This is a genomic window from Photobacterium lipolyticum (genome assembly GCF_003026475.1).
GTDB lineage: Bacteria > Pseudomonadota > Gammaproteobacteria > Enterobacterales > Vibrionaceae > Photobacterium > Photobacterium lipolyticum.
In genome coordinates, this window is sequence record NZ_PYMC01000005.1 from 184869 (window position 1) to 207487 (window position 22619).

Genomic DNA, 22619 nt, shown 5'->3' on the forward strand with positions numbered 1-22619 from the left:
ACAATGACGCGATCTGGCTCGGTGAAACGGATTTTGAGTTGATAAATGGGGATTTTGATTCTAAATCAGGTGTTCGCCGAAAAGTTTGGCTATGTAGATGTTTTCGCCCTTCGGGCCGGTATCTCAAAGGGGATTTAAGAGAGTCTATTTTGAGATACAAAAAAACCCGACATAAGCCGGGCTAGTTTGGGCAGCGGTAACGACCAAGAAACGACTGCCAAGCGGTGACGACCAAGTACACCGCCAAAGGTAACAACCATGACGACGAGCAAGTACGTCACGGAAGCGCTGAGTGGGGAGCGACCCCACACCAACATTAAGGATACTACAATGAAAAAGTCATTCGCTCAAGTAGATAGCAACAACCACGCTGCGCTTAGCGCCTTCCTGCACTATGGAAAGCAACGCATTCGTACCAACCGCGAATGGTGCGGCCTGACCATTAGCGACTTTGTTTCTTCCTATATCGAAATGCATAACGGCAACCTTGTCGATGCGGTGGTGAAATTCACCCTCACCGCAGACTGCGAAACACCAAACACCCTTTTAAAGCTGATGGGTTTCCAAGAGTTCGCCAAAGATGCTCTTGATGAATGGCTAGACGAAAACGCCGACACCATCGTGAAGCATTTCGAGAAAGAAGTTAAAGAGCACGAAATGGAATTAGCTGTTGCCGCAGCTGGCTTTTAACTCTCCCTTACAAAGGTAATGACCAATGACCAATCAAAGTACCGCGATTTCAAACTTTGAATCGCAATTTCCAGCCGTCGCGCAGCGGGGCATTGATGAAGCTACATGGCACGCACTGCAAGACTCGGTTTATCCAGGTGCGAAATCCGACTCAATCCTAATGGCTATTGATTACTGCAAGGCGCGTGGTTTAGATATTTTGCTGAAACCCGTTCATTTAGTGGGTATGAGCGTTAAAAACGCCCAAACCAATAAGAACGATTGGCGTGATGTCGTCATGCCGGGCATAGGCTTGTATCGCATTCAGGCTGATCGTTCTGGCACTTATGCTGGTTCCGATGAGCCAGAGTTCGGCCCGACAATCCAAGATCAGCTACCTAACGAAACGGCTATAGCGAAAAGGCAATTCAAGACAAAATTACCAAAGGTGTGTTTTCGGAAGGACGGATATTTGTAAAAGCACCAGATGGCCGCCGTTTAATCAATACGCAGGAGTATGATCGATGGGTCGAGAGTTCAATGGTATAGTGCTACCTGCGGGTATAGAGGTTCACCGAGGCAAGGTACGAGTAACGTTTACCTACAACAAAAAGCGTTATCGCAAGTCGCTGGGATTATTACCGACCAAAACCAATTTTAAATTTTCTGCTGGGAAACTGGCAGGTATCCGGTATCGCAGAGTTTACCAACTGCGTCATACCTACGCATCATAGAGTCTAACCGCGCATGGAAATGTTGCATATATTGCTAATCAATTAGGGCATAAAGATTACACCATGCTAGTTCGTGTTTATGGTCGATGGATGCCATCAGAGTCACAAAAAGAGAGCGAGCGCATCTGGAATGAGCTTGAAGCTATGGGACATAATAATGAAAAATTGCCCCCATTTTGCCCCCAAGCAAAAAAAAGATGATAGGATATTGTTTTAAACGGTTTACTTCACACTTGTATGTGTGTTAAGAATCCGAATATTAAACAAGTAGTTAGTCGGGGAGCCATAAGGCTGAGACCACTTCGGTGGGACCCGTTGAACCTGATCCAGTTAACACTGGCGTAGGGAACTAACAGTAGTGTCCTCGATACGGCCATAGTTTTTTGGTCTAGTCTTCACGGCACCTGTTACCCCTGCACAACATTTTTAGGGGGTAGTCATGACAGCAATTTCAAAAACACCAATTACACTGACCATCGCAGGTTCTGACAGCGGTGGCGGAGCAGGTATCCAGGCCGATATCAAGGCTATTTCTGCAACTGGCGGTTATGCCTGCTCAGTGATCACTGCACTGACAGCCCAGAACACCCAAGGTGTATCTGGCATCTTTTCTATTTCCCCAGAATTTGTTGAACAACAACTTGATGCGGTATTTACCGACTTAGATGTTAAAGCCGTGAAAATCGGTATGCTAAGTGATACCACGATCATTCGCGCTGTTGCCAACAAACTGCGCCAGTATCAGCCTCCGCATTTGGTTGTCGATCCTGTTATGGTGGCCACCAGCGGTGATTTACTCTTACAGCAAGATGCCATTTCAACCCTAAAAGAAGAACTGATCCCCCTCGCCGATGTGATCACCCCTAACCTGCCTGAAGCCGCAGCCCTGCTTAGCTGCGAGTGTCCCGCCGCTGAAAGTGACATGGAAGCCATGATTGAGGCACTCCGTCATCTGGGTGCTAAATCTGTGTTGTTAAAAGGCGGGCATCTGGAACAAGAAGAAAATAGTACCGATCTTCTGATTGTGGCCGATGATGTGCATCGGTTGAGTACTAAGCGCATTGCCACCCGGAATACACATGGCACAGGTTGTACCCTGTCTGCGGCAATCGCTTCTTATCTTGCTCAGGGCTATCCATTGCTCGACGCGGTAACCCATGGCAAAAATTATATATCAAAAGCGATCCTTCACGCTGATGAGCTGGAAATTGGTTCCGGTCATGGCCCTGTGCACCATTTCTTCGCAGGTCATTTCACTCCTGATGCCGGACTAAAAAATTACTCAGCGTAAGGCCAGTATTAATTTTTAAACGTCGCTCTGTTGGAGGTGGCTTTCTGGCAACAAGGCTAAAATGCAGTTAAGGCTGAATGCTAATCGGCATAAGAAGCCATAAAAAATTCAATGCTTAGTCGGTCTTGTGTCATCATTAACCCTAAGCATCTAAAATCCACTCCATTTCTTGACTATTCGCTCTGCCATTGCATAAGTTTTAATCTAGCCGAACATCAGATAAAGGGAACAACATGAAGATTTACGAACTGGCTGCCGCTCCGAGTGCTCGTCGGGTAAGTATTTTTCTTGCTGAAAAAGGAATTGAGGTCGAACGGGTTAACGTTGATATTCGTGGCGGAGAAAACCTCTTTGATGAATTCCAAGCCAAAAGCATAAATGGCCGCATTCCGGTCTTAGAATTAAATGACGGCTCGACGATCTGCGAATCCATTGCCATTTGTCGTTATTTCGATGAAATGTATCCATCAGCCCCCTCTCTTTTCGGTGATACCCCGCTTGAACGTGCTAACGTAGAAATGTGGCAACGTGTCGTCGAGTTTCAAGGGCTGTACACGGCCATGCAGGCATTTCGCAACATTAGCGGCATCTATAAAGACAGAGAGAATTGCGTCGAAAGCTGGGGCCATGAATCACGCCAGCGCGTGGTTGAATTCCTTCCGACACTCGATAAACAGTTAGCTAACTCGGCTTATATCGCAGGAGACAAATTTTCTGTTGCCGACATCACGGCTTTTGTGATGTGCGGATTTATCAATAATCTCGACATCACAATTGATGAAATGTTTCCTCATATTCAAGATTGGTACGAGCGCGTTTCGCAACGACCATCTGTACAAGCATAAAAAGACTTATCCTGATTGATATAATGTGCTCAAAAAGACAGACACCGCATACAAAACAGAATTGTTTTGTATGCGGTGTCTGTAATTGCGATACGATTTAAACAAGGCAGAACTAGCGATGCCACCATTCAGGGATAATGGTGCAATCCCCGTTATTTGAACTTAACCAGGCTTGTTCACCTTCGATCGTCAGTTGAAGCTGCATAGAACGTTCAATCAATGCTTCAAGCTCGGCCAGGGTTTCATCCTTGATGTAGACGACAGAAATATTATCAAACTGATTAATTTTAATCTTGTTTTGCTGCCACCAGATTGGTGCCGCACGATCGCCATAAGCGAAGATAATAACCTGCTTAGATCTATTGGATGCTTTACGGATACGTTTTTCATCCGGCAAGCCAAGATCAATCCATAATTCAATTTCATCACTCAGATTCTTACACCAAAGATCAGGTTCGTCAGCAGCACTTACGCCTTTTGTGAAAGTAAGGTTTTCATCAGCATTTAAGCCCCACGCTAAAAGGCGCAGCATCATACGCTGCAGAGTTTCTGAAGGATGACAGGCAATAGTGTGGGTCATATCTACATAGACATGACGATCCAAATCAGCAATATTGATATGGGCTTTGTAAATCGTGGCTTTTTGCGCCATAAGAGTAACACCTAACCGGTATATAAATAAGTGTAGTAAGGAGAAGAATATACTGCAATTTTTATTGTTTTTTCAATGTGATAACGCGTTGATTGATTTCAATCATCTCTTTCGTCAGTTGCTGACATTCAAGAGTCAGTTGTGATAATGGCATTTGGCTAAATTTCGATTGAAAATGGTTTTGAGAATCAGCAAGTACCGCTTTCCATTCCATCGCATCGATGGCAGAAAGCTCTTCTGTCAGAAGTCTCTTTCCTTCATCAATATAATCTTTGGCAACAGTGCCGTATTCAGTAAAAGCTTGTTTCAGCTGTGTACTCACATCATTATCTAAACGATCACAGCCCTGAATAATTGATTCTTTCAATTGAAAAGTTGTATAGATCCCTACCAACTTTTCTCTCAACACATCTCTCGTTTCACGCGAGGTGTCTGATGTACCTACCTCTGATCCCATTACAGTTAAAGATAAGCAACATAAAGAAAAAATAAACAGTCGAAGCTTAATAATCACAATATCAAACCAATCCATAGCAGATACACGATGATACGTTATTATGCCAGCCCGAACAATTACCAGCTCAACCCCAATTTATTCTTGCTGTTTATATCGTCTCTAGCAGCAAATCATTAGCCACAATCGCCTCTTTTCTGGCCTTAGACAGACGCTTGATCCGGTATTCCAGTTGCATCGCTTTGCGTTTATCCCCGACAGCTTCAAACCAGACTAAAGTAAGAGGACCTTTCCCCTTTAAGTACTTGGCCCCTTTTTTACTGCCCTGATGTTCGGTAAAGCGACGCTGTACGTCAGTCGTTACACCACAATATAAACTATTCGATGCCGTTCGAATGAGGTAAACAGACCACAATACCGGCTGAGACTCAGCGGGATCATCAATCATTGTTTGTACCGTTGTAGACTGTAAACGTCGTCATTCCGTAAAGTGAGGCACGAACTTATACTGAATCTAAGGAGCACACAGTTAAAGCAGAATCCCGGATATCTCGTACCTCGATTCCGGGATGACATGTTTAGGTGTTTCAACTATTCATAATTTATGTGAAAGAGTACTAGAACCTAAATTATGATGTAAGCGATTCAAGCATCTCTTTCAGTTCGGTGATTTCCAATTTCATCGCCGATACCTCTTCTTCTAGCTGAGTCAGACGTTCAGCCGTCGCAGATGACGCTGCGACCGGTGACGCTTGCGTCGATAACGCTTCAAGATCTATCTCACCACAGAACAAATGCATATAACGGCAATCGCGCTTACCCGCTTCACGAGGCAGTTTAACGATATATGGACCTTTGGGATGTGAAGCCAGGCCGTCAAGTACAGCCTCTGTTTCTTTAACATCACTAAAACTGCATAAGCGGTTGGTGCGAGTACGGATTTCTCCAGCACTTTGCGGCCCGCGCAGTAACATAACGCAAATCGCTGCTCGTTCTTGTTCGGTAAATTGTAATGAACCAAATTCAGTATTGCAGAATCTGTGCTGGAACTTGGCGACACGACTACCAAAACTTGAAACATCATTGATAATACGTTTCTCTTTTAACTGCTCAACAGTATCAAGTACCGTAGCATCATCCAATGCCAATACCGGGTCACGGTTACTTTTCTGATTACAGGCTGTTGTCAGCGCATTTAATGTCAATGGGTATTGATCTGGAGTGGTAACTTCTTTTTCAAGCAAACAACCGATCACACGAGCTTCATTCTGTGAAAAGTTAAAATCCATGATCTTCCCTCACCCTTAATTCAATCTAATAGTATGTCTTAAGGCAGATTAGCACGAGAAGCGACAACAACAAGTACTAACAAAACTGACTGCTTGAAATTCAGTCAAATTTAATATCGAATTGAAGTGGTTGTATCATTAGAGGCAAATGATAAAGGCGCTTCTCAGCGCCTTTTCAATAAACGACCCAGTTGTGACGGATGATAAGACCAGCAGTGGTCAAATACCGACATTAATGCAGGGTTACCATAACGGGATAAATTCACCGCGTGGAATCGGTTTTTCTGCTCTTTAAGCTTACTGATACGCTTGAGCATCTCTGTCGGCTGTGAAGGGGCAATAAAATCTGATAGTACAACCAAATCGGCGTTTTTATATTTCCCGCTGCTCATCAAATCAATCGACTGATCCAGCACCGGGCCCAAATCGGTTCCGCCGTGGAAAGAATAAGATAAGAAGTTCAGTACTTCAGTTAAGCCATCCTGTTTGGTCAGCTCATATGTGATTTGCTGGGTCGAAAACATAATCACGTAACAGTCGCGATCTTCGGCTAAAGCAATCTGCATCAAGCCATAAGCCAGTGCTTTCGCACATTGTTCAGGGAAACCAGACATAGAGCCTGACGCATCAACACAAACAATAAACGGACCTTTGTCTTGCTCTACGTGTTTGGTCTGGCGCTTATACGCTTTCACTTTGCGGAGCTTTCGCTGTGCGCCCTGTACCCGGTAATTCATCAGGCGTTTATCAACGAGATGCTTATAGAAGACAACTTCCAGCTCAGGATACGCAAGAAACATTGCTTCATTGGGCAACAATTTCGACAAATCATCACTTTCATGGATCCCGACAATATCATCAGTGACACTGTCACTGCGCTCTTCGACCATACGCAAATCTTCTGACTTCACCCGCTCTTTACTCGGGTCATCAATTTCGTTCGCCATACGGCCCAGTTTTTCGGCAATTTCCTTCAATCCATTATTTTTTTTCAAAAAACTGGCGATGGATTTCATGGTGCCGACATCTGTTCGGGTCAGCTTTGCTCTAGCCATATCCCATAATCGGCCGGCTTTTTTTTCATCCCCCGCATCAGTGACTTCTTCCATCTGCTGCATGGTTTCAATGCGCTGATACAAATCTGCCAACAGCTTCTCTTTATGCTGTTCCAGCTCCGTCAACTGCGCTTCTTGCAATGCCTGTGATAAATGTTGATACCACAAATTACAAAAATAACTTTGAAACATTGGATTGTGTTTCTGGTGCTCTCTGTCAACCAGACTTTTCGCCTTAAAGTAAAACGCAGAATGCCCTTCCAGCTTTTTTACGATATTGTCAGCCTGATCAAAGAAATAATCCGGCTCCCAATTTCGGGCCTCTTGGTAGAGATCCATTTCCTGTTGGAAATGCTCTTCCACACTGGTCCTGGTCATACGATGCTTTACCTGATCACGCCATTTCATGATTTGGTTTTTCATCGCTGTTTTAACACCAGAGTTTGCTTCAGCCGCCATTAGCAACTGGGGGCGTATCATCATCTCATGTACAGCATTATCGATGATCCCTGATTCGGAGAGCATTAATGCTAGGTTAAGGCCTTCAGATACTGGCATAGACTGCTCCCTTACTTATTCGAAATACTCAGATAAATGCGAAATACGTAAGGCACTTTTATCAATCAGCCGTTTAAGCTCAGATACGGAATCAGCCGCATCGGTAATGCTCTGTTCGATAAGTACCGGCAGATTTTTATCAATAAAATTATGTGGCAGCGCACCACGGAAACTGCTGCGAGATACCTTAATACTATGATCTGCATCGAGTGTTTTGCTTGAAGCTTTATCAACGTCTTGTTGCCATTGCTGCTGCTGGGCCGCAGTAATGCCTTTCGTACCGGCAAGACCTACCAGCACAGAGCGGTTTGCAATATCTTTAATCACAAGCCGCTGCTGGGCATCAATTTCAAACTGCAGACGGCACAGGTGGGTATTTTTATTTACAAAGCCATACACATCACACTGACCGGTTTTAATCTTCTTCTCAAACTCATCACCATCGACATATACCCAACGGCTGTCTCCTTTTTCCTTTTCAGAAACAGATGTGTTCTGCTGCAGCATAACCAGCTTAATCATTCGCGGGTTATGATTTACGTTGTAACGCTTAGCGGTGCTGAAGTCATATTTGAACCATTCTTTACGCATCATGGTTTCACGACTGAAAGTCATACACAGCTGCGCGGCAATATCATCATGAACCTCATCGATAATGTTCTGCGCTTCTGTTGCATTGGCTTTAGAAATACTCTGATCAAAAGCCTTTTCAATAGCAAATTCCTGAGACAGAGACCGTACGACATGGCGTGATTCCGGACTGTGCCACAGGCAATCTTGTAGTAATAACAAATCAAGCGGATTAATCGCGTCACGACCATTAAAAAAAGCGCTGGCTTTCAATAAACGAACCGATTTTTTCCAGCGGCGATCAGAGATATAAAGCTCGCTATCTTCAGACGGCATATCTGTGCCAGCTTCAGCACGTTGTTCGATCATTGATTTAAGCTGAAAAATCTTTTCAAAGATCGCTTCTGACAGCGTTACCTCGTCAATATGCGCCTGCCACTGTTCATATTCTTCATCTTTGATGGTTAAGGCCGGATCCATGTCCTTTGCCGCTGAGCTTTCACCCATCAACATCGCTTTGAAATTCTGTTTCTCTTGAATTCGATTCACAAAGACGCGGACTAACATTCGGTCGTATAAGGCATCCAGACCGCTATCTTCTTCCGGCAGTTCATTCGATGCCGTAATAAGTAAACGCATAGGGACAGGAAGTACATCCTGGCCATTTTTAAAGGTACGTTCGTTAACAACAGTCAGTAAGGTATTGAGGATAGCTGGGCCCGCCTTCCAGATTTCATCGAGGAAAACAACTTGTGCCGTCGGCAGGTAACCTTCGATCAGGCGAACATATTTGCCATTATCTTTCAATTCCTGGATCGACAAAGGGCCAAACACTTCTTCAGGTGTTGAAAAGCGGGTCATCAGATAATCGAAAAATTTACTGTTATCAAAAGCCTGGATCAAACGCTTAGCAATCAAACTTTTAGCAATACCTGGAGGGCCTAAAAGAAACACACTTTCACCTGCCAGTGCGGCAAGCAAGCAAAGCTTGATGGTTTCTTCGCGTTCATAAACGCCATTAGATAACGCTTTAATCAGTTTTTGGATCCTTTCAGAAATTAGCGCTTTATTCGGTTGCGTTGATCTAGCCATTGTCAGCATAATTTCCGACCTCTCTAATTGTTATGTCTATGTGCAGTAGCACAACAATTCCTAATCATTACTTAGAATAGACATAAAACACACATTGTTACAATATTGTTAACTGAAACGTTTTGTTACAACCCTTATATATCAGAGAGATCGACAAACAACTATCCGTCAAACATTGATTGCAAAAATGAGATCTATCAAAAGAGGTTAATGATAGAAACATAAATCTAGAAAATAAATTTTACTTACGTTAAATCAATGAATTAACTTCAATTCAATTGTTGAATTAAATTGGCAGTATATTTTTTGAATTTATTTAAGTTTAAAGCGAAATTTCATTTTTTTGATAAGATGCTCAAAACATGAACACGTCCCACTCTTGAATTTGCTAACAGCATTCCATTTTGTCAAATCCAAAAAGAGCCATGGAGTCGAATTCGACCCATTTAATTTTCGCTTTTAGCGTTATAAAGGATCTCAACGTGTTTTTCTCACATGAATTTTTAAACCTCTTGTACATATTCATGCCCTTTGACAACATGCTACTAAGTAACTTATTGATTGATTTTTTTATAAGGGAGATCATGAACAATATTTCTCAACTCCCAATGCGATTAACCATCTTTGCTTGTACCGGTATATTGCTTTTTGCCTTCGTCGCATCGAGTGAAAGCTTTGAAATTGTTATTTCAATTCTTACGCTGAGCCTCATTGCCATGTTGTTAGGTGAAGATTTCGGCGAAGAGATGAAGTTATGGCTTTTGCTCGCGTTAGGAAGCTATGGTCTCGGCGTCATTGCCGACTTATTAGATGAAATTCCCGAATTAGACAATCACTGGCTTCTGAATAAAACTGATGATGCTTTTATGCAGATCGGTGTTTTTCTAATGTGTTTCTGCTTTATTAAAATGCTGCATCAGCGCCGGACCCTAATCGACGATCTTAACACTCAGATCGCTAAGGCGCGAACATTAGGAAGGGAATTAAGCCGTCAGGCGTTACACGATGACCTGACAGGATTGCAAAACCGCCGGGCGCTGTTTCGCCAATTCGACAAAATGGCAATTAATCTGCAGCACGGTATTCTAGCCTATATTGACCTTGATAATTTTAAACAGGTTAATGATAGCTATGGCCATAAGCACGGTGACGAACTGCTTGTCACAATAGCCAGGCAATTGATCAGAACAGCACCAAAAGGCAGCCAGATCTTTCGCATTGGCGGCGATGAGTTTGTAGTCTTAATGCCATCAGAAGATCAATCGTTTTACCATGAATGGATCGATAAACTCTACGAAACCACAACCGATACCAGAGCGTCGTTTAACATCGATATCAGTATCGGCCTCGCTCCCTACTATCCCGGTAATTTGAGTGATCCCGACATCATTCTGGCAAGAGCGGACAGGGCTATGTACAAAGAAAAAATCACGAGAAATCAACAGTCGCGCTCCGACAATTCATACAAATAAGTTCACACTAGGCCAGCCAATACCTGTCTGACTCAATATCTGGCCTTATTGACATCATTGACCCATCATATTACAAGCCAGATTATCTCCTTCACATAACTGTCATATCTTCGTAATAAGATGTGCTGCAAATTCACTATAAATGGAGAAAGTCAATGTTGTTCAGGGCAACGACCCTTTGGGCATTGTGTGCCAGCTTTGCATTTAATGTACAGGCTGATACGGTGACGGTGACAGGTTCTACATCTGTCAGTCATGTCGTTGAAGTACTGGCTGAAGCCTACTCTCAAGCACACAATGAAACCTTTATCGCTGTTCAGGGGATAGGATCATCAGCTGGAATTGCGGCCGTAAAACAAGATGCAGCGGAACTTGGTATGAGCTCCCGATCTTTAAAACCCGCTGAAATGAGTCCTGATGTTAAGGTGGTCACCATCGCTCATGATGGCATTGCCTTAGTGGTTAATAAGCAAAATCCCGTTATTAATCTGACCAAGGAGCAAGTGTCTAAAATTTATCACGGTGAAATCACCAACTGGAAAGACGTTGGTGGCGCAGATAAAAAAATGGCCGTCGTTAGCCGTGATAACGCATCTGGCTCACGCTTCTCTTTTGAAGACTTTATGGGGCTTACACAGCAAATTAAAGGCCAGACCGTCTCTGACATCAATCCGCAGATATTAGTAGTCAATACTAATGGCATGGTGAAAAGCTTAGTCTCCCGGAATGTCCATGCTATTGGATATGTCTCATTGGGCTCCGTTGATGATTCGGTTAAAGCCCTATCATTTGAAGGCGTTAAACCGAACATAGACAATCTGGATTCAGGTGAATACCAAATTTCACGTCCATTCCTGATGATCTATAAAGAGAAGAACTTAAGCGATAATGCGAAAGGCTTTTTAAACTATATAAGCTCAGATGAAGGGCAAACCATTATCGAGCAGCGAGGCTATCTCAAAGTCAGGTGATCAGATAAAAAGCCGGCAGATATTACCTATCGGGATAATACCTGTCGGCCTTCTCGTCCCTAACGACAAACAGGATACTTTAATGATGCACCCCACTCTGCCCAAGAGCCATCATAAACCGTCAGTAATTTTCGCCCTGTCAGTTCGGCACCTAATGCCAGCACACAAGCTGTGACGCCAGAGCCACAGCTGAAAATTAAGCGTTGTTCGGGATCTGCAACCGCGTTAAACCTCGATTCCAAGAGTTCTCTGTCTAGAAAGAATCCGTCTTTAATCAACTGACTAAAAGGCAAACTCTTGGCATTTGGCATATGGCCACCTCTTACACCAGCTCTTGGTTCAGGCTCTGTTCCATAAAAACGCGCAGCCGAACGTGCATCAAAAACAACCGTATCTGGATCATCAAGTAACAATTTCAGATTATCGGCATCAATGACCCATTGCGGTAACAAAGAAGCTTCATACTGAGAAGCCACTGGTTTATCAACCTCGCCACTTTCAGTTGCGTGCTGCTCTGCCAGCCATGCCGGTAATCCCCCGTCAAGCACTGCGACATTGTTATGCCCCATCGCTTTAAACATCCACCACACTCGTGGAGCTGAGAACAGGCCGTGGCTGTCATATATCACAATCGCATTCTGATTACTGATGCCCAGTTTAGAAACTTCTTGGGCAAACAGCTCTGGAGAAGGCAGCATATGCGGCAAGTCTGCATTTGGGTCTTTAACCCTGGTATCAAAGTCAAAAAACCTCGCACCACGAATACGGCAATTACGCCATTCTTGTTCCGGATTTCTTTCTGAACCTGGCATATACCAACTGGCATCAAGCAGAACCAGATTTGAATCATCTAAATGTTCAGCCAACCACTTCGTCGTGACTAATGATGAGGATATTGTCGACATACCGTATTCCTTTAACAATTTGTATGCTGATAATATACCCAAGTAACAATTTATATCACCGGCCTGATAATAATATTGGCTATTTAATAATTGTATTCACTATTATGAATAGACAATTAGATAAATACCTAACCAATTAGCAACATCAATCAGCTTTTCATCCTGTCTGTTGTCGCCGAGGATTGTAAATGAAACAAATTTATCTGGGTATCCTTACCATATCCTCGCTGTTTTCACCTGCCGTTATGGCGTACAACTCTGGTAGCCTCTCCTTTGCTATTGATAACGACGGTATTGTCACTACCGATCAGAACTACACCAACGGCCTTTTTCTTGAGTTTAATTCGGCGGCTAGCAATATGATCGAATCAGACGCACCATCGCCTATTCGTCAAATTGCCCGTTTATTACCGTTAGATTCAGCCATATCGCAAGGCTGGAATCTCCAAATTGGCCAACAAATTTGGACACCGGAGGATATTGAAGCAACCGAGCCGGTACCCGATGAACATCCTTACGCCGGATTGTTATTTTTCGCAACCGGTATCTATCAATACTCCCCGGCCCGGGTCGATAAATATAGTTTCATGCTAGGTACTGTCGGCCCCAATGCTTTGGCTGAAGAAGGGCAACGCTTCATCCACGCCATTATCGGTTCTGACGAGCCCATGGGATGGGATTTTCAAATTAGAAATCAGGTAGTTTTTAACATAGGCTATCAAGGTCACCACCTGCTTAATCGAGAGCAGGCCGGGTTAATGGAGCAATATGATGTCAGTGGCGTGGGCCGCATCAATATCGGTAACTATCAGAGTGAAGCAGCTTTGGGTGCCGTAGGGCGATGGGGAAGTAATTTAATTGCTAACTTTGGTAGCGTAGGTTTTACCCCGGGTAAGTTCTTCGATGTCAGCGTGCTTTCGACCAGCGCATCAGGTTATCATCTATTTACGGGTATTGAAGGTCGTTATCGCTTTAATGATATAACCGTTGAAGGGGATCGTCCCGATGAAGTACCAGATACTCACATTGAGCATTTACAAGCGACCGCTGTCGCAGGTTTTGTCTATTACCAACCTAAATGGGGCTTGAGCCTGAGTCTTGCAACAGGCACTCGCGAGTTTAAGGAAGACAAACACTCCACCCACTCCAATGGCTCTTTTGAGATCTTCTGGCGACTCTAGATAAAGATGCAATTCAGCTTAGATCTAACTGTTGCCAGTTCTTTTATTGGCAAATAAAATCTTTGATTAATGCCGTATCACGCAATACTACTACCCTTTACCCCGGGTTCTGGTACTCCGGATCTTGGCATTCTGCTCCAAGAAAGTAATGATATTACCTGCCACGTCTTTACCTGATGCCGTTTCAATACCTTCAAGACCGGGTGACGAATTCACTTCCATAACAACAGGTCCGTGCATAGCCCTGAGAAGATCAACACCCGCCAGGTTCAGTCCCATTGTTCGTGCAGCCCGTACCGCCGTAGACCTCTCCTCTGGCGTGATCCTGACAAGGCTGGCAGTGCCTCCTTGGTGAAGGTTGGAACGAAACTCCCCTTCCTTAGCTTGCCGTTTCATGGCGGCGACGACTTTGTCACCAATCACCAGGCAGCGAATATCAGCCCCACCAGCTTCCTTGATGTATTCCTGTACCATTATATTGGCATGCAACCCGAGAAAAGCCTCGATCACACTTTCTGCTGCCGACCGGGTTTCGGCAAGAACTACCCCGATCCCCTGAGTACCCTCCAGTAGCTTGATGACCAAAGGCGCTCCTCCTACCATATCAATAAGATCTGGGATATCACTGGGTTTATTCGCAAACCCGGTGATCGGCAAGCCTATGTTTTTACGAGCAAGTAACTGCAATGAACGCAGTTTGTCCCGTGAACGCGATATCGCCACGGACTCATTGATTGAATAGATCCCCATTGTTTCAAATTGACGCAATACTGCCGTCCCATAAAAAGTCACTGATGCACCGATCCGAGGAATGACCGCGTCAAATCCTTCCAGAGCTTGCCCGTCAAAATGAATTGAGGATGCACGGGAATTAATATTCATATAACATTTCAAAACATCAATTACATGCATTTCATGACCACGCTCCTGGCCAGCCTCAACCAACCGCTTGGTCGAATAAAGCTTTTTATTACGGGACAGAATGGCAATTTTCATGAGGGTTCCCTTTCTTTTTATAATCAGCAATTTGTGAACATATAACTCTAAGCTTCGACCAAAATTGCCCACAATTCAAATCCAATCTTTAACCCAACTCAAAATCAAAGACATTTATCTACATTTACAGAAACCATCACAATTACCGCATCGCCTTAATCATAAGCTATGCTGTTTAAGAACATCACCTTGGATTAGAAGGACTTATTCTCAAATGACTCTCATTGGTAAGCTAAAACGCCGATCTATAACCATCGCCGGAGTTACCGTTAATCCTGGGCGACGTCAGAAAGTCTATCTGGATGTAGCAAAACTCTACACTCACACCAGCCTCGAGCTGGTTATTGAGGTGATCCATGGCAGACGCGATGGCCCGGTATTGCTGGTATCAGCAGCCATCCATGGTGATGAACTCAATGGTGTTGAAATATGCCGCCAATTACTGAAGCACCATTCCTTAGATCGAATCAGGGGAACTCTCGTGGTGGTTCCTGTTGTTAACATCTTCGGTTTTATTCACCGCTCACGGTACCTTCCCGATCGTCGAGATCTAAATCGCTGTTTTCCCGGTACCCCTACGGGCTCGGTCGGCGGAAGGGCGGCCTATCTATTTCGGACTGAAATCATGAACCATTGCACCCATGCAATTGATTTACACACAGGGGCCGTTCACCGAAGTAACCTGCCGCAAATAAGGGCCAACCTGGACAATCAAGTAGCCGAATTGATGGCGCTCAATTTCGGTGCCCCGGTCGTTATCGATTCCAAGGTTCGTGACGGCTCTTTACGTGAATGTGCCGATAAAGAAGGAATACCCATTATTCTTTATGAAGCCGGCGAAGCACTCCGGTTTGATATGCATTCCATCAAAGCGGGTGTTCGAGGCGTCATGAATGTTATGCGATGTCTGGACATGCTGCCCAAAACCTCTCACAGCAAAAAAAAATCAAGCCCGGTTATTGCTCGTGCGTCATATTGGATACGAGCAGATCATGACGGTACCTGCCTGTTTATCGCGCGCCTCGGCCAACGAGTCAAAAAAGGCGATGTTCTGGCATTAATCTCATCGCCTTTCAGTCAGAACGATAGCGAGGTTATCAGCAAAACGAATGGCATTATTATTGGCAGAAACAATATTCCTTTGGTTAATGAAGGGGATGCACTCTTCCATATTGCCAAATTCGATACTATCGTTAAGGCTGAACAAAGTGTTGAATCCTTCATTTCTCAAATACAAGATGATCCTTTACTCGATCAGCCCACTGATGCGATCAATGAACCATATGGTGATAATTAGCCATCCGGGAGCGTTGGCTCCCACCGAAATTCTGCATCTTGAGGTAGCCTGGGTATATCACCATATAAAATCACTAAGGTATGTAAAAAACGTCTCGTACCAATGTAATTCATAATTTGCGATTGGCTTATAAAGCGCAATCAATCTGGCTTAACAAGCAGAATATCGCAGGGCATCGCTTGCACGACAGCTTCCGTCGTACTTCCAAGCCAGAAATTTGACATTGAGCTACGGCAGAACCCTCCCATAACCAGGATGTCGCAACGGGCTTTTCTGGCAACATCGGGGAGATGTTGTTCAGGATTTCCCGGGATCAAGGCGAGGGAAACGCCATCTAGTTTATTCTTGGCGCGAAATTCCCTGAGGGCATCAGAGTGGATAGCCATAATTTGCTTTGCGTACTTAACCAGATAAGGGGTGATATGGCAGCAATGCACAATCTTATAGCTGGTGGTGAATCTTACTGACAATACATCGGCGATACGGACAATACTTTGATCCATGGTTGCTGGACGATCGTGCCGGTGCAGGGGATCCACTGCCGCCAGTAACACCGGCTTGGTTTTCCACCTCTGATCACGCATTAATAATATAGAAACGGGCAATTTTGCCAACTTACTGAAAATTGGATGCCGCTCCGCAGGTTTAGAATAGTCAAGCAATAACCAATTTGACCCGCTTACATTCAAAACGTCTGTCAGCCTGCGCTCCCATGACGGTTCCAGGAGACATTCAACACTCACGGTAACGTCCAATTCCTCTTCTTCGATAAGTGTTAATAATTGGTCATAGGTGGATGAAATGTAGGACTCAGTATCCTGCTGCAGATGCTCTCGCAATTTGCTTTTAAATCCCAATACGTCAAGGTAAGAGCGATCCAGGGTGCGTGTATAAGCATCTATCAGTATTGTCAGGCCGCATTGACTTACGGCAGCCATGCGAAGTGCATTTAACAATACCGCATGGTTCGGGGGGCTACGCAAACTACCGAACAAGCACAGTGCATTCATTTTAACCTCCAACTAAAAGAAGCCAGTCACCGCATCAGTTTCTGGTGAGCAACACCTACTTTCGATCGACAAACAATCCGTAGCTACAACCTTATCCTCTCAGTCAAGCGAAATCGGCCATCAAAGGTACGCTGGTTTAAGTATAAGTTACTGTAGGGGCCATAATAACTCCGTGCTGTCTCATTTATGTATCTTGTCTTTCGATTAATCTTTAAAAAGGAGTCTATTTACTAATGTTGGCTCACATAACGGCTTTTTTATTCAAGATAGCTAATCTCATCAGCTATTATTTCTATTGTATTAATGCTTCAAAACGGATGTGCTTGGGCAGCAATATAAGGAATTAAAAAATGATAATAAGCTGCTACTTGGGCCTGACCTATTTGCGTCAATCACATATCAACTCATATAATTTTCCTGCAAATAGCTTTTCTGAAAATAGTTTTCCTGCAAAATTCTTCATCTTTCTGATCCTGGTTACCGCTATTAGCTTTATCTCGCCAGTCCATAGCGCTGAAGAAGTCCGCACCCAAGTCCTCAATCTTCCTCTCAAGAGTACAGATCAGGCACGTCAACTGTTAGACTCGGCCAAACAGGAATTAACCAACCTTCCAGAAGCCCCCCAAGCTAGTGAACTGGAACTGCAATCAAAAATAACCTGGCAGCGCCGCATTGCTCTGCTGGAAGAATATATAGCCCAGGCCGATTCACTCCTTCTTATCGAGCAAAAAGAAACGGACCTTGCAGACCAAGTTAAGCAGGTTAACAACCAGCTAATGAAGATTGCAGCACTTCCTCCTATACAATCTTCAATAGAAGCCAGTCAAACTGATAGTGCCTTTCTGGAAAGTCAACTTAATGAAGCGCGTAACCGCAAGAACAGCCTGCTGGCAAGACAAGCGCAGCAACAGCAACTAGAGGCAGATATGCCGGCACTACTGCAAGCGGCACAACGTCGTTACCACGAGGCCGAACAGCGCGAAGCTATGCTGTTTAAGACAATATCAAAACCGCAGGCTGAGGCAGATCGTCTGCTGGCGGAAAAGCAGATTGAAAACGTCCAGCTCAACAGGCTCATTGCCCGACAAACGGCACAATTACATGAACAACAACTCCAGTGGTACCGACAAAGCGAACCGCTTCTGCAATTAGAACTTGAACTAGCCGAGTTGCAAATCAACCGGCTGGAACAACAACTGGCGTTCTATCAACAATCATTACAGCAACAGCTCACCAAACAAGCTCAGCAAGCTGAACAGACACTCATAAAGAAAGAACAAAGTGCTAAACAGGCGGTTAATCCCGACGAGCGTTTTATTGCGACTTGGGAAGCTCATATAGCCCGCTCCCAGAAAAACACTCGTGAACTGCAGGCGCTGCTGATCAGCCTTGATAAAGAGGTAACCGAGCAAGAAAAGGGATTAAATGCAGAAAAAAATGAACTACTTGCAATCAAAAACCTCATTTCCAGCTCAGTAACATATGGCCTTGCGGACCGAATCAAGCTAACCCTTCAACAGATACGACAGCGTCGCACTGCCCTGGTACGAACATTGCGCAACGACAGTTTCACAACACTACACCAATATCGCGAACGTCGATTCGTCCTAGAAGAGAATTTACTCAGGCTGACAGATGACTTTGAACAGCAACGCGGTGATATTGCCAGCAAGTTTAGTGAGTCAGAGCGACAATATTTCTTCGCTACCAGCCAAGGATTGTTATCCACGTACAGAAATACCTTACGTGACGAAAAAGTCGCCCTCACGGAAGTGATCAACCAAGGACAAAAAATTCAATTGGTAACAGAGCAACGACTGGAAAACCTTAACGAATTTGAACGCTTCATTCGCAGCACTTCGTTCTGGATACGTGATACCCAGCCTTTAGGATGGCAAACTCTAGCAACACTTCCCACCGAAATACTGAAAGATGCATCCTGGCTCGCTAAACTGGCTTCGCCCGAGATCAGGTCTCGACTGGTCGATACAAGCAAAACGCCACTCCACCTGCTCTATACATTAGTATTATTTCTGGTCCTGCCCGTCGGCTTGTACCGCACACGATTATATATCCGCGGCCTCAGCCGTCGCATTGACGATCGCGTGCTGGCCGAAGGTAAGCTGCTGCATTTGGCTGCGCTGGTTGTTACCACCGGCCTGCTCAGTGCAGCACTGCTGCCTGCCTATTTTTATGTCGTTGCCCGTCTGGTAGACTCTGCCCAGCTGCCTGCCGGTATAGGCAGTGTCGGCAGACAGATCTTCGATCATCTTGCACTATTTTTCTTCTTCTGGTTCTTAAGCCGTTCATTCTTTTCCCGTCGTAGTATCTCAGAGGTTCAATTCGACTTCCCTCATTCCGCCTCCAACGCGCTATATTCTGCGCTAAAATGGTTTTTGTTCGGCTATCTGATATGGCTGCTGCCGTGGCATATTTTACGGCAGCCTCCGTTCGAGAATGAAGCCCTGCCGCGTCTCTTTTATACCCTTTTTCTGATCACCTCAGCCATTAGTGTGTATCGACTGACACGCCCAAGTTCAGCCTTTGTTCAGCATGCGCTTGACACGCTGAACTTTGATCCCATATCCCGTAATTGGAAAGTATTCTCAGGATTTCTGATCACCCTTGCCTGTTCGGTGATATTGCTTGACGTTGCAGGTTATCACTACGCCTCACTATCCATTACCATTAGCCTTGCTGGCACCCTTGCAGTACTGGCTCTTTTACCACCTCTCTACCGCCTTTTTCGAGGCAGAGTACACGCATTCATTATACGTAGCGAAATATCCGCAGCAGAACCGCCTGGCGATTTGGCCTCCCGGCCAGAGATGAAAAGTAAATTTTTAAAAGTGTTGCGCCTGCTATTTATCGCCCTGGCAGTCATCCTGTTGCTCAATCTCTGGGGCATTGACGACCAGACACTACGAATCTTCGATGACATGCGGCTCTACAAAGTGCGGATTACTGGTGCAGAGCCCGAATTTGTTACCCTTGGGGATTTCCTGAGATGCATCCTGTTCCTTGTTGTAACTGTCTGGATTCTTCGGGTTTTACCGGGGCTCTATAATATGTGGGTATTCCCGCATTGGAATGTTGATGCCGGAATAAAATATGCCATCTTAACCATTTCTCGTTATAGCATTTTTTTGGTGGGTTTCTTCTTTGCACTGGCGGAGCTGCACCTTGATCTTGGCCGGCTTAGCTGGCTGATGGCAGCCATCGGCGTCGGGCTCGGGTTCGGCCTGCAAGAAATTGTTTCAAATTTTGTCAGCGGCATCATCCTTTTGGTCGAGCGGCCGGTAAAACCCGGCGATACGGTTACCATAGGTAATCTTTCCGGCACGGTGAGTCGCATTAACATCCGCGCCACCACTATCGTAAACTTCGACCGCCAGGAAGTCATGGTTCCCAACCGGAGTCTGATCACCAATGATGTTATTAACTGGACCCGGAGCGACACTGTCAACCGGGTAGTTATTTCTATCGGTGTCGCCTATGGCAGCGACGTCGACCGCGTCAGCGAGGTACTGATGAAAATCGCCACCGACCAGCCGGAAATACTGACCACCCCAGCCCCTACCGTCATCTTCATGCGACACGGAGAAAGCTCTCTAGATCTGGATTTACGTGTGTTTGTTCCTTCTCCGGACGATATTATGCCAATACGTGATCGACTCAACCGTCTTATTAACAAAACATTTAGTATCGAAGGCATCGAAATCCCCTTCCCCCAGCGTGATCTGCATATTCGCTCCGGCGGTCTCGGTGTATTCATGAAAGAAAACTAAAACCACTTTTTTTTCTTAAAAATCCATATCTGAATCGTGACGATAGCAACAAGAAGCGCGCAGAAAATCCCAAAAGACCAGGGATTTTCTGCTCCCGGAATACCGCCGACATTAATACCCAGCAACCCGGTAAAAAAACCCAACGGAAGAAACACCGCAGCGACCAGTGACAACACATACATCCGACTATTCATTTGCTCAGTCAGGCGGTTGGCCAACTCCTCATGAGCCACCGCTGCACGGTCACGCACCGAGTCGAGATCCTCAAGATAACGAATAAGGTGATCGGTCACCTCCCGTATCTTTTGCTGATCATCATTACTAATCAAAGATCCCCTGAGCGCTTGCATCTGCGCCATCGCCTCACGCTGGGGGGCTAAATAGCGCCGCAGAGCAATTACCATCCGCCTCAGCGACGTAATTTGACTGCGCAGACCGTCACTATCGGTACTCAATATCTGATCTTCAATCGCCGCGACCTGGTCTTCCGTATCGTCAATTGTCGCCCCCATTCGGGTTATTAATCTATCGGATAAAATAACCAAGAATTCGCCAATGTTTTGGGGGCCATCCCCTGCTTCCAGCCGAGCAATCACATCGCCGACAGAAAGTAATTTGCGCCTTCGGGTACTGATGATTCGCTGACCATCGCTCCAAATCCTGATCCCGACCATATCTTCCGGATCCGAGCCGGGGCTGTGATTAACGCCCCGCAGGGCGATCAACAACCCGCCAGCCAGTTGAGTGGTTCGAGGACGGCTTTCCTCTGTTAACAAAGCGTCAATCACAAGGCTGTCCAAACCGCTTTCATGCTCTAACCAATCTCTGGCCTGCTCACTGGTATAATTTAAATGAAGCCAGGCAATGCCTTGTTCAGGCGCCCATTGATCAATATCCGGCCAATCAATAACCCGGCCACTGCCTTGACCATCCAGAATACACCCATAGATCAGACCTTCCTTGCTATTAGCCATGCTGCTACTCCTTCGGTTACAAGACACTGGATTGCCGTTTTATTTTTGCGTAATCATTATTGATGAAGCTGAAAAGATCTTGATGCTGCTATTTGTCATTACTTTTATATTTCAATTAACGCATTACCTTGATTAATTACTGGATATCTTTTCGAAGGTAGTATCTGGTGTGCCCATCGTGATAATCATCTATCTCACCGAATATAGAGTAACCATGTTTAATATAAAAGCCTTTAGCCTGAAAACTAAAAGTATCGACTAATGCGTATTTACAACCACGTTTGATACCTTCATTTTCAGCTGCTTGTAAAAGCTGAGAACCAACACCACATCCTCTCATCTTATCTGATACCCAGAGCAAATTTATCTCAAGATACCCCCATGCCGTTTTACCAATTAGACCAGCAAGCAATTCACCATTATCAGCCCGTGCGTATACGCCTAACTCACGAAAGTCAGGATTCATGAACTTTTCATTATATTCAATGAGATGTGATTTGATCATAATTAAATCGTCAGGCGATATCTTATCTGTAATTTCTATCACGATACTCTCCGTAGCAACCTAATAATGTAATCAACGATATGAATTCATCATGTTCGTAGGGAGTTAATACTTTTCATTACCGCATTTCCCGATATCAATTTATTCTATTTTAGTGTTCTACCTTGGCCCAGTTTGAGATATCTCTTTTTAAGGTAGTGCATCAGGCTGAAATAAGTCAGTAAAGTCGATAAAAAAACATAATTCTCATACAAAAAAGCTCGGTGTAATTACCGAGCCCAATGTGTCAAATATTACGCTTATATGTTCTA

General features: G+C 44.7%; 21 protein-coding genes and 1 riboswitch. Of the genes, 10 read left to right on the plus strand and 11 right to left on the minus strand.

The annotated features are described in order from the left end of the window. Positions 1-330 precede the first annotated feature (330 nt). The 5 genes from C9I89_RS09540 to C9I89_RS09560 all read left to right on the plus strand — a co-directional run bounded on the left by C9I89_RS09540 (position 331) and on the right by C9I89_RS09560 (position 3539). Positions 331-690: a hypothetical protein gene (locus C9I89_RS09540; protein ID WP_107283118.1), complete on the plus strand. Its 360-nt coding sequence runs from the start codon at positions 331-333 to the stop codon at positions 688-690. Between the two features lie 25 nt (positions 691-715). Next, on the plus strand, positions 716-1147 hold the full coding sequence (locus C9I89_RS09545; RefSeq protein ID WP_107283119.1) for a recombinase RecT: 432 nt from the start codon (positions 716-718) through the stop codon (positions 1145-1147). Between the two features lie 46 nt (positions 1148-1193). Continuing rightward, the gene (locus C9I89_RS09550) at positions 1194-1403 is read left to right on the plus strand and encodes an Arm DNA-binding domain-containing protein (protein ID WP_107283120.1); all 210 of its coding nucleotides are present in this window, start codon (positions 1194-1196) and stop codon (positions 1401-1403) included. 266 nt (positions 1404-1669) lie between these two features. Continuing rightward, positions 1670-1768, plus strand: a riboswitch (TPP riboswitch). Positions 1769-1842: 74 nt separating this feature from the next. Then, entirely contained in the window at positions 1843-2694 is an 852-nt protein-coding gene (gene thiD / locus C9I89_RS09555; protein WP_107283121.1) for a bifunctional hydroxymethylpyrimidine kinase/phosphomethylpyrimidine kinase, read from the plus strand. Between the two features lie 233 nt (positions 2695-2927). After that, positions 2928-3539, plus strand: coding sequence for a glutathione S-transferase (locus C9I89_RS09560; protein ID WP_107283122.1), 612 nt, complete (start codon positions 2928-2930; stop codon positions 3537-3539). A 112-nt stretch (positions 3540-3651) separates the two neighbouring features. Here C9I89_RS09560 and C9I89_RS09565 read toward each other — a convergent pair whose 3' ends face one another. The 6 genes from C9I89_RS09565 to C9I89_RS09590 form a co-directional block, all read right to left on the minus strand. Beyond that, positions 3652-4191, minus strand: coding sequence for a YaeQ family protein (locus C9I89_RS09565; protein ID WP_107283123.1), 540 nt, complete (start codon positions 4189-4191; stop codon positions 3652-3654). A 61-nt stretch (positions 4192-4252) separates the two neighbouring features. After that, complete coding sequence (locus C9I89_RS09570; RefSeq protein ID WP_107283124.1) at positions 4253-4723, minus strand: hypothetical protein; 471 nt, start codon at positions 4721-4723, stop codon at positions 4253-4255. 73 nt (positions 4724-4796) lie between these two features. Beyond that, positions 4797-5093, minus strand: a complete 297-nt coding sequence (locus C9I89_RS09575) for a GIY-YIG nuclease family protein (RefSeq protein WP_107283125.1) — start codon at positions 5091-5093, stop codon at positions 4797-4799. 181 nt (positions 5094-5274) lie between these two features. Then, positions 5275-5934, minus strand: coding sequence for a YceH family protein (locus C9I89_RS09580; RefSeq protein WP_107283126.1), 660 nt, complete (start codon positions 5932-5934; stop codon positions 5275-5277). A gap of 164 nt (positions 5935-6098) precedes the next feature. Next, positions 6099-7547 carry an ATPase RavA stimulator ViaA gene (gene viaA / locus C9I89_RS09585; RefSeq protein WP_107283127.1) on the minus strand — a complete coding sequence of 483 codons (1449 nt, stop codon included), beginning with the start codon at positions 7545-7547 and terminating at the stop codon, positions 6099-6101. A gap of 15 nt (positions 7548-7562) precedes the next feature. Continuing rightward, positions 7563-9218 (minus strand): ATPase RavA domain-containing protein, encoded by a 1656-nt coding sequence (locus C9I89_RS09590; protein ID WP_107283128.1) that lies wholly within the window; start codon positions 9216-9218, stop codon positions 7563-7565. A gap of 575 nt (positions 9219-9793) precedes the next feature. On the opposite strand from C9I89_RS09590, the gene C9I89_RS09600 reads away from it, so the two are divergent. Beyond that, a complete protein-coding gene (locus C9I89_RS09600) occupies positions 9794-10681 on the plus strand; it encodes a GGDEF domain-containing protein (protein WP_107283130.1) in 888 nt (295 codons plus the stop codon). Between the two features lie 155 nt (positions 10682-10836). Further along, positions 10837-11652, plus strand: coding sequence for a phosphate ABC transporter substrate-binding protein (locus tag C9I89_RS09605; RefSeq protein WP_107283131.1), 816 nt, complete (start codon positions 10837-10839; stop codon positions 11650-11652). A gap of 59 nt (positions 11653-11711) precedes the next feature. Here the strand turns inward: C9I89_RS09605 and C9I89_RS09610 are convergent, their stop codons facing one another. Beyond that, positions 11712-12557: a sulfurtransferase gene (locus tag C9I89_RS09610; protein WP_107283132.1), complete on the minus strand. Its 846-nt coding sequence runs from the start codon at positions 12555-12557 to the stop codon at positions 11712-11714. 188 nt (positions 12558-12745) lie between these two features. On the opposite strand from C9I89_RS09610, the gene C9I89_RS09615 reads away from it, so the two are divergent. After that, entirely contained in the window at positions 12746-13738 is a 993-nt protein-coding gene (locus tag C9I89_RS09615; protein ID WP_107283133.1) for a lipid A deacylase LpxR family protein, read from the plus strand. A gap of 90 nt (positions 13739-13828) precedes the next feature. Here the strand turns inward: C9I89_RS09615 and rimK are convergent, their stop codons facing one another. Next, positions 13829-14734, minus strand: a complete 906-nt coding sequence (rimK, locus tag C9I89_RS09620) for a 30S ribosomal protein S6--L-glutamate ligase (RefSeq protein WP_107283134.1) — start codon at positions 14732-14734, stop codon at positions 13829-13831. A gap of 223 nt (positions 14735-14957) precedes the next feature. On the opposite strand from rimK, the gene C9I89_RS09625 reads away from it, so the two are divergent. Beyond that, entirely contained in the window at positions 14958-16031 is a 1074-nt protein-coding gene (locus C9I89_RS09625; RefSeq protein ID WP_425440409.1) for a succinylglutamate desuccinylase/aspartoacylase family protein, read from the plus strand. A 140-nt stretch (positions 16032-16171) separates the two neighbouring features. Here C9I89_RS09625 and C9I89_RS09630 read toward each other — a convergent pair whose 3' ends face one another. Further along, positions 16172-17041, minus strand: coding sequence for a universal stress protein (locus tag C9I89_RS09630; protein WP_107283136.1), 870 nt, complete (start codon positions 17039-17041; stop codon positions 16172-16174). A gap of 350 nt (positions 17042-17391) precedes the next feature. On the opposite strand from C9I89_RS09630, the gene C9I89_RS09635 reads away from it, so the two are divergent. Continuing rightward, positions 17392-20829: a mechanosensitive ion channel domain-containing protein gene (locus C9I89_RS09635; RefSeq protein ID WP_107283137.1), complete on the plus strand. Its 3438-nt coding sequence runs from the start codon at positions 17392-17394 to the stop codon at positions 20827-20829. Here C9I89_RS09635 and zntB read toward each other — a convergent pair. Together zntB and C9I89_RS09645 are read right to left on the minus strand one after the other, a co-directional pair. Beyond that, on the minus strand, positions 20826-21803 hold the full coding sequence (gene zntB, locus C9I89_RS09640; RefSeq protein ID WP_107283138.1) for a zinc transporter ZntB: 978 nt from the start codon (positions 21801-21803) through the stop codon (positions 20826-20828). The two genes, C9I89_RS09635 and zntB, sit on opposite strands and share 4 nt — an antisense overlap. 136 nt (positions 21804-21939) lie before the next feature. Beyond that, positions 21940-22350 (minus strand): GNAT family N-acetyltransferase, encoded by a 411-nt coding sequence (locus C9I89_RS09645; protein ID WP_107283139.1) that lies wholly within the window; start codon positions 22348-22350, stop codon positions 21940-21942. Positions 22351-22619 lie beyond the last annotated feature (269 nt).

Excerpts from the sequence above, each read along its gene's own strand:
- C9I89_RS09540 (WP_107283118.1), top strand. The coding sequence starts at position 331 with ATGAAAAAGTCATTCGCTCAAGTAGATAGCAACAACCACGCTGCGCTT.
- C9I89_RS09545 (WP_107283119.1), top strand. The coding sequence starts at position 716 with ATGACCAATCAAAGTACCGCGATTTCAAACTTTGAATCGCAATTTCCA.
- C9I89_RS09550 (WP_107283120.1), top strand. The coding sequence starts at position 1,194 with ATGGGTCGAGAGTTCAATGGTATAGTGCTACCTGCGGGTATAGAGGTT.
- thiD (WP_107283121.1), top strand. The coding sequence starts at position 1,843 with ATGACAGCAATTTCAAAAACACCAATTACACTGACCATCGCAGGTTCT.
- C9I89_RS09560 (WP_107283122.1), top strand. The coding sequence starts at position 2,928 with ATGAAGATTTACGAACTGGCTGCCGCTCCGAGTGCTCGTCGGGTAAGT.
- C9I89_RS09565 (WP_107283123.1), bottom strand. The coding sequence starts at position 4,191 with ATGGCGCAAAAAGCCACGATTTACAAAGCCCATATCAATATTGCTGAT.
- C9I89_RS09570 (WP_107283124.1), bottom strand. The coding sequence starts at position 4,723 with ATGGATTGGTTTGATATTGTGATTATTAAGCTTCGACTGTTTATTTTT.
- C9I89_RS09575 (WP_107283125.1), bottom strand. The coding sequence starts at position 5,093 with ATGATTGATGATCCCGCTGAGTCTCAGCCGGTATTGTGGTCTGTTTAC.
- C9I89_RS09580 (WP_107283126.1), bottom strand. The coding sequence starts at position 5,934 with ATGGATTTTAACTTTTCACAGAATGAAGCTCGTGTGATCGGTTGTTTG.
- viaA (WP_107283127.1), bottom strand. The coding sequence starts at position 7,547 with ATGCCAGTATCTGAAGGCCTTAACCTAGCATTAATGCTCTCCGAATCA.
- C9I89_RS09590 (WP_107283128.1), bottom strand. The coding sequence starts at position 9,218 with ATGCTGACAATGGCTAGATCAACGCAACCGAATAAAGCGCTAATTTCT.
- C9I89_RS09600 (WP_107283130.1), top strand. The coding sequence starts at position 9,794 with ATGAACAATATTTCTCAACTCCCAATGCGATTAACCATCTTTGCTTGT.
- C9I89_RS09605 (WP_107283131.1), top strand. The coding sequence starts at position 10,837 with ATGTTGTTCAGGGCAACGACCCTTTGGGCATTGTGTGCCAGCTTTGCA.
- C9I89_RS09610 (WP_107283132.1), bottom strand. The coding sequence starts at position 12,557 with ATGTCGACAATATCCTCATCATTAGTCACGACGAAGTGGTTGGCTGAA.
- C9I89_RS09615 (WP_107283133.1), top strand. The coding sequence starts at position 12,746 with ATGAAACAAATTTATCTGGGTATCCTTACCATATCCTCGCTGTTTTCA.
- rimK (WP_107283134.1), bottom strand. The coding sequence starts at position 14,734 with ATGAAAATTGCCATTCTGTCCCGTAATAAAAAGCTTTATTCGACCAAG.
- C9I89_RS09630 (WP_107283136.1), bottom strand. The coding sequence starts at position 17,041 with ATGAATGCACTGTGCTTGTTCGGTAGTTTGCGTAGCCCCCCGAACCAT.
- C9I89_RS09635 (WP_107283137.1), top strand. The coding sequence starts at position 17,392 with ATGATAATAAGCTGCTACTTGGGCCTGACCTATTTGCGTCAATCACAT.
- zntB (WP_107283138.1), bottom strand. The coding sequence starts at position 21,803 with ATGGCTAATAGCAAGGAAGGTCTGATCTATGGGTGTATTCTGGATGGT.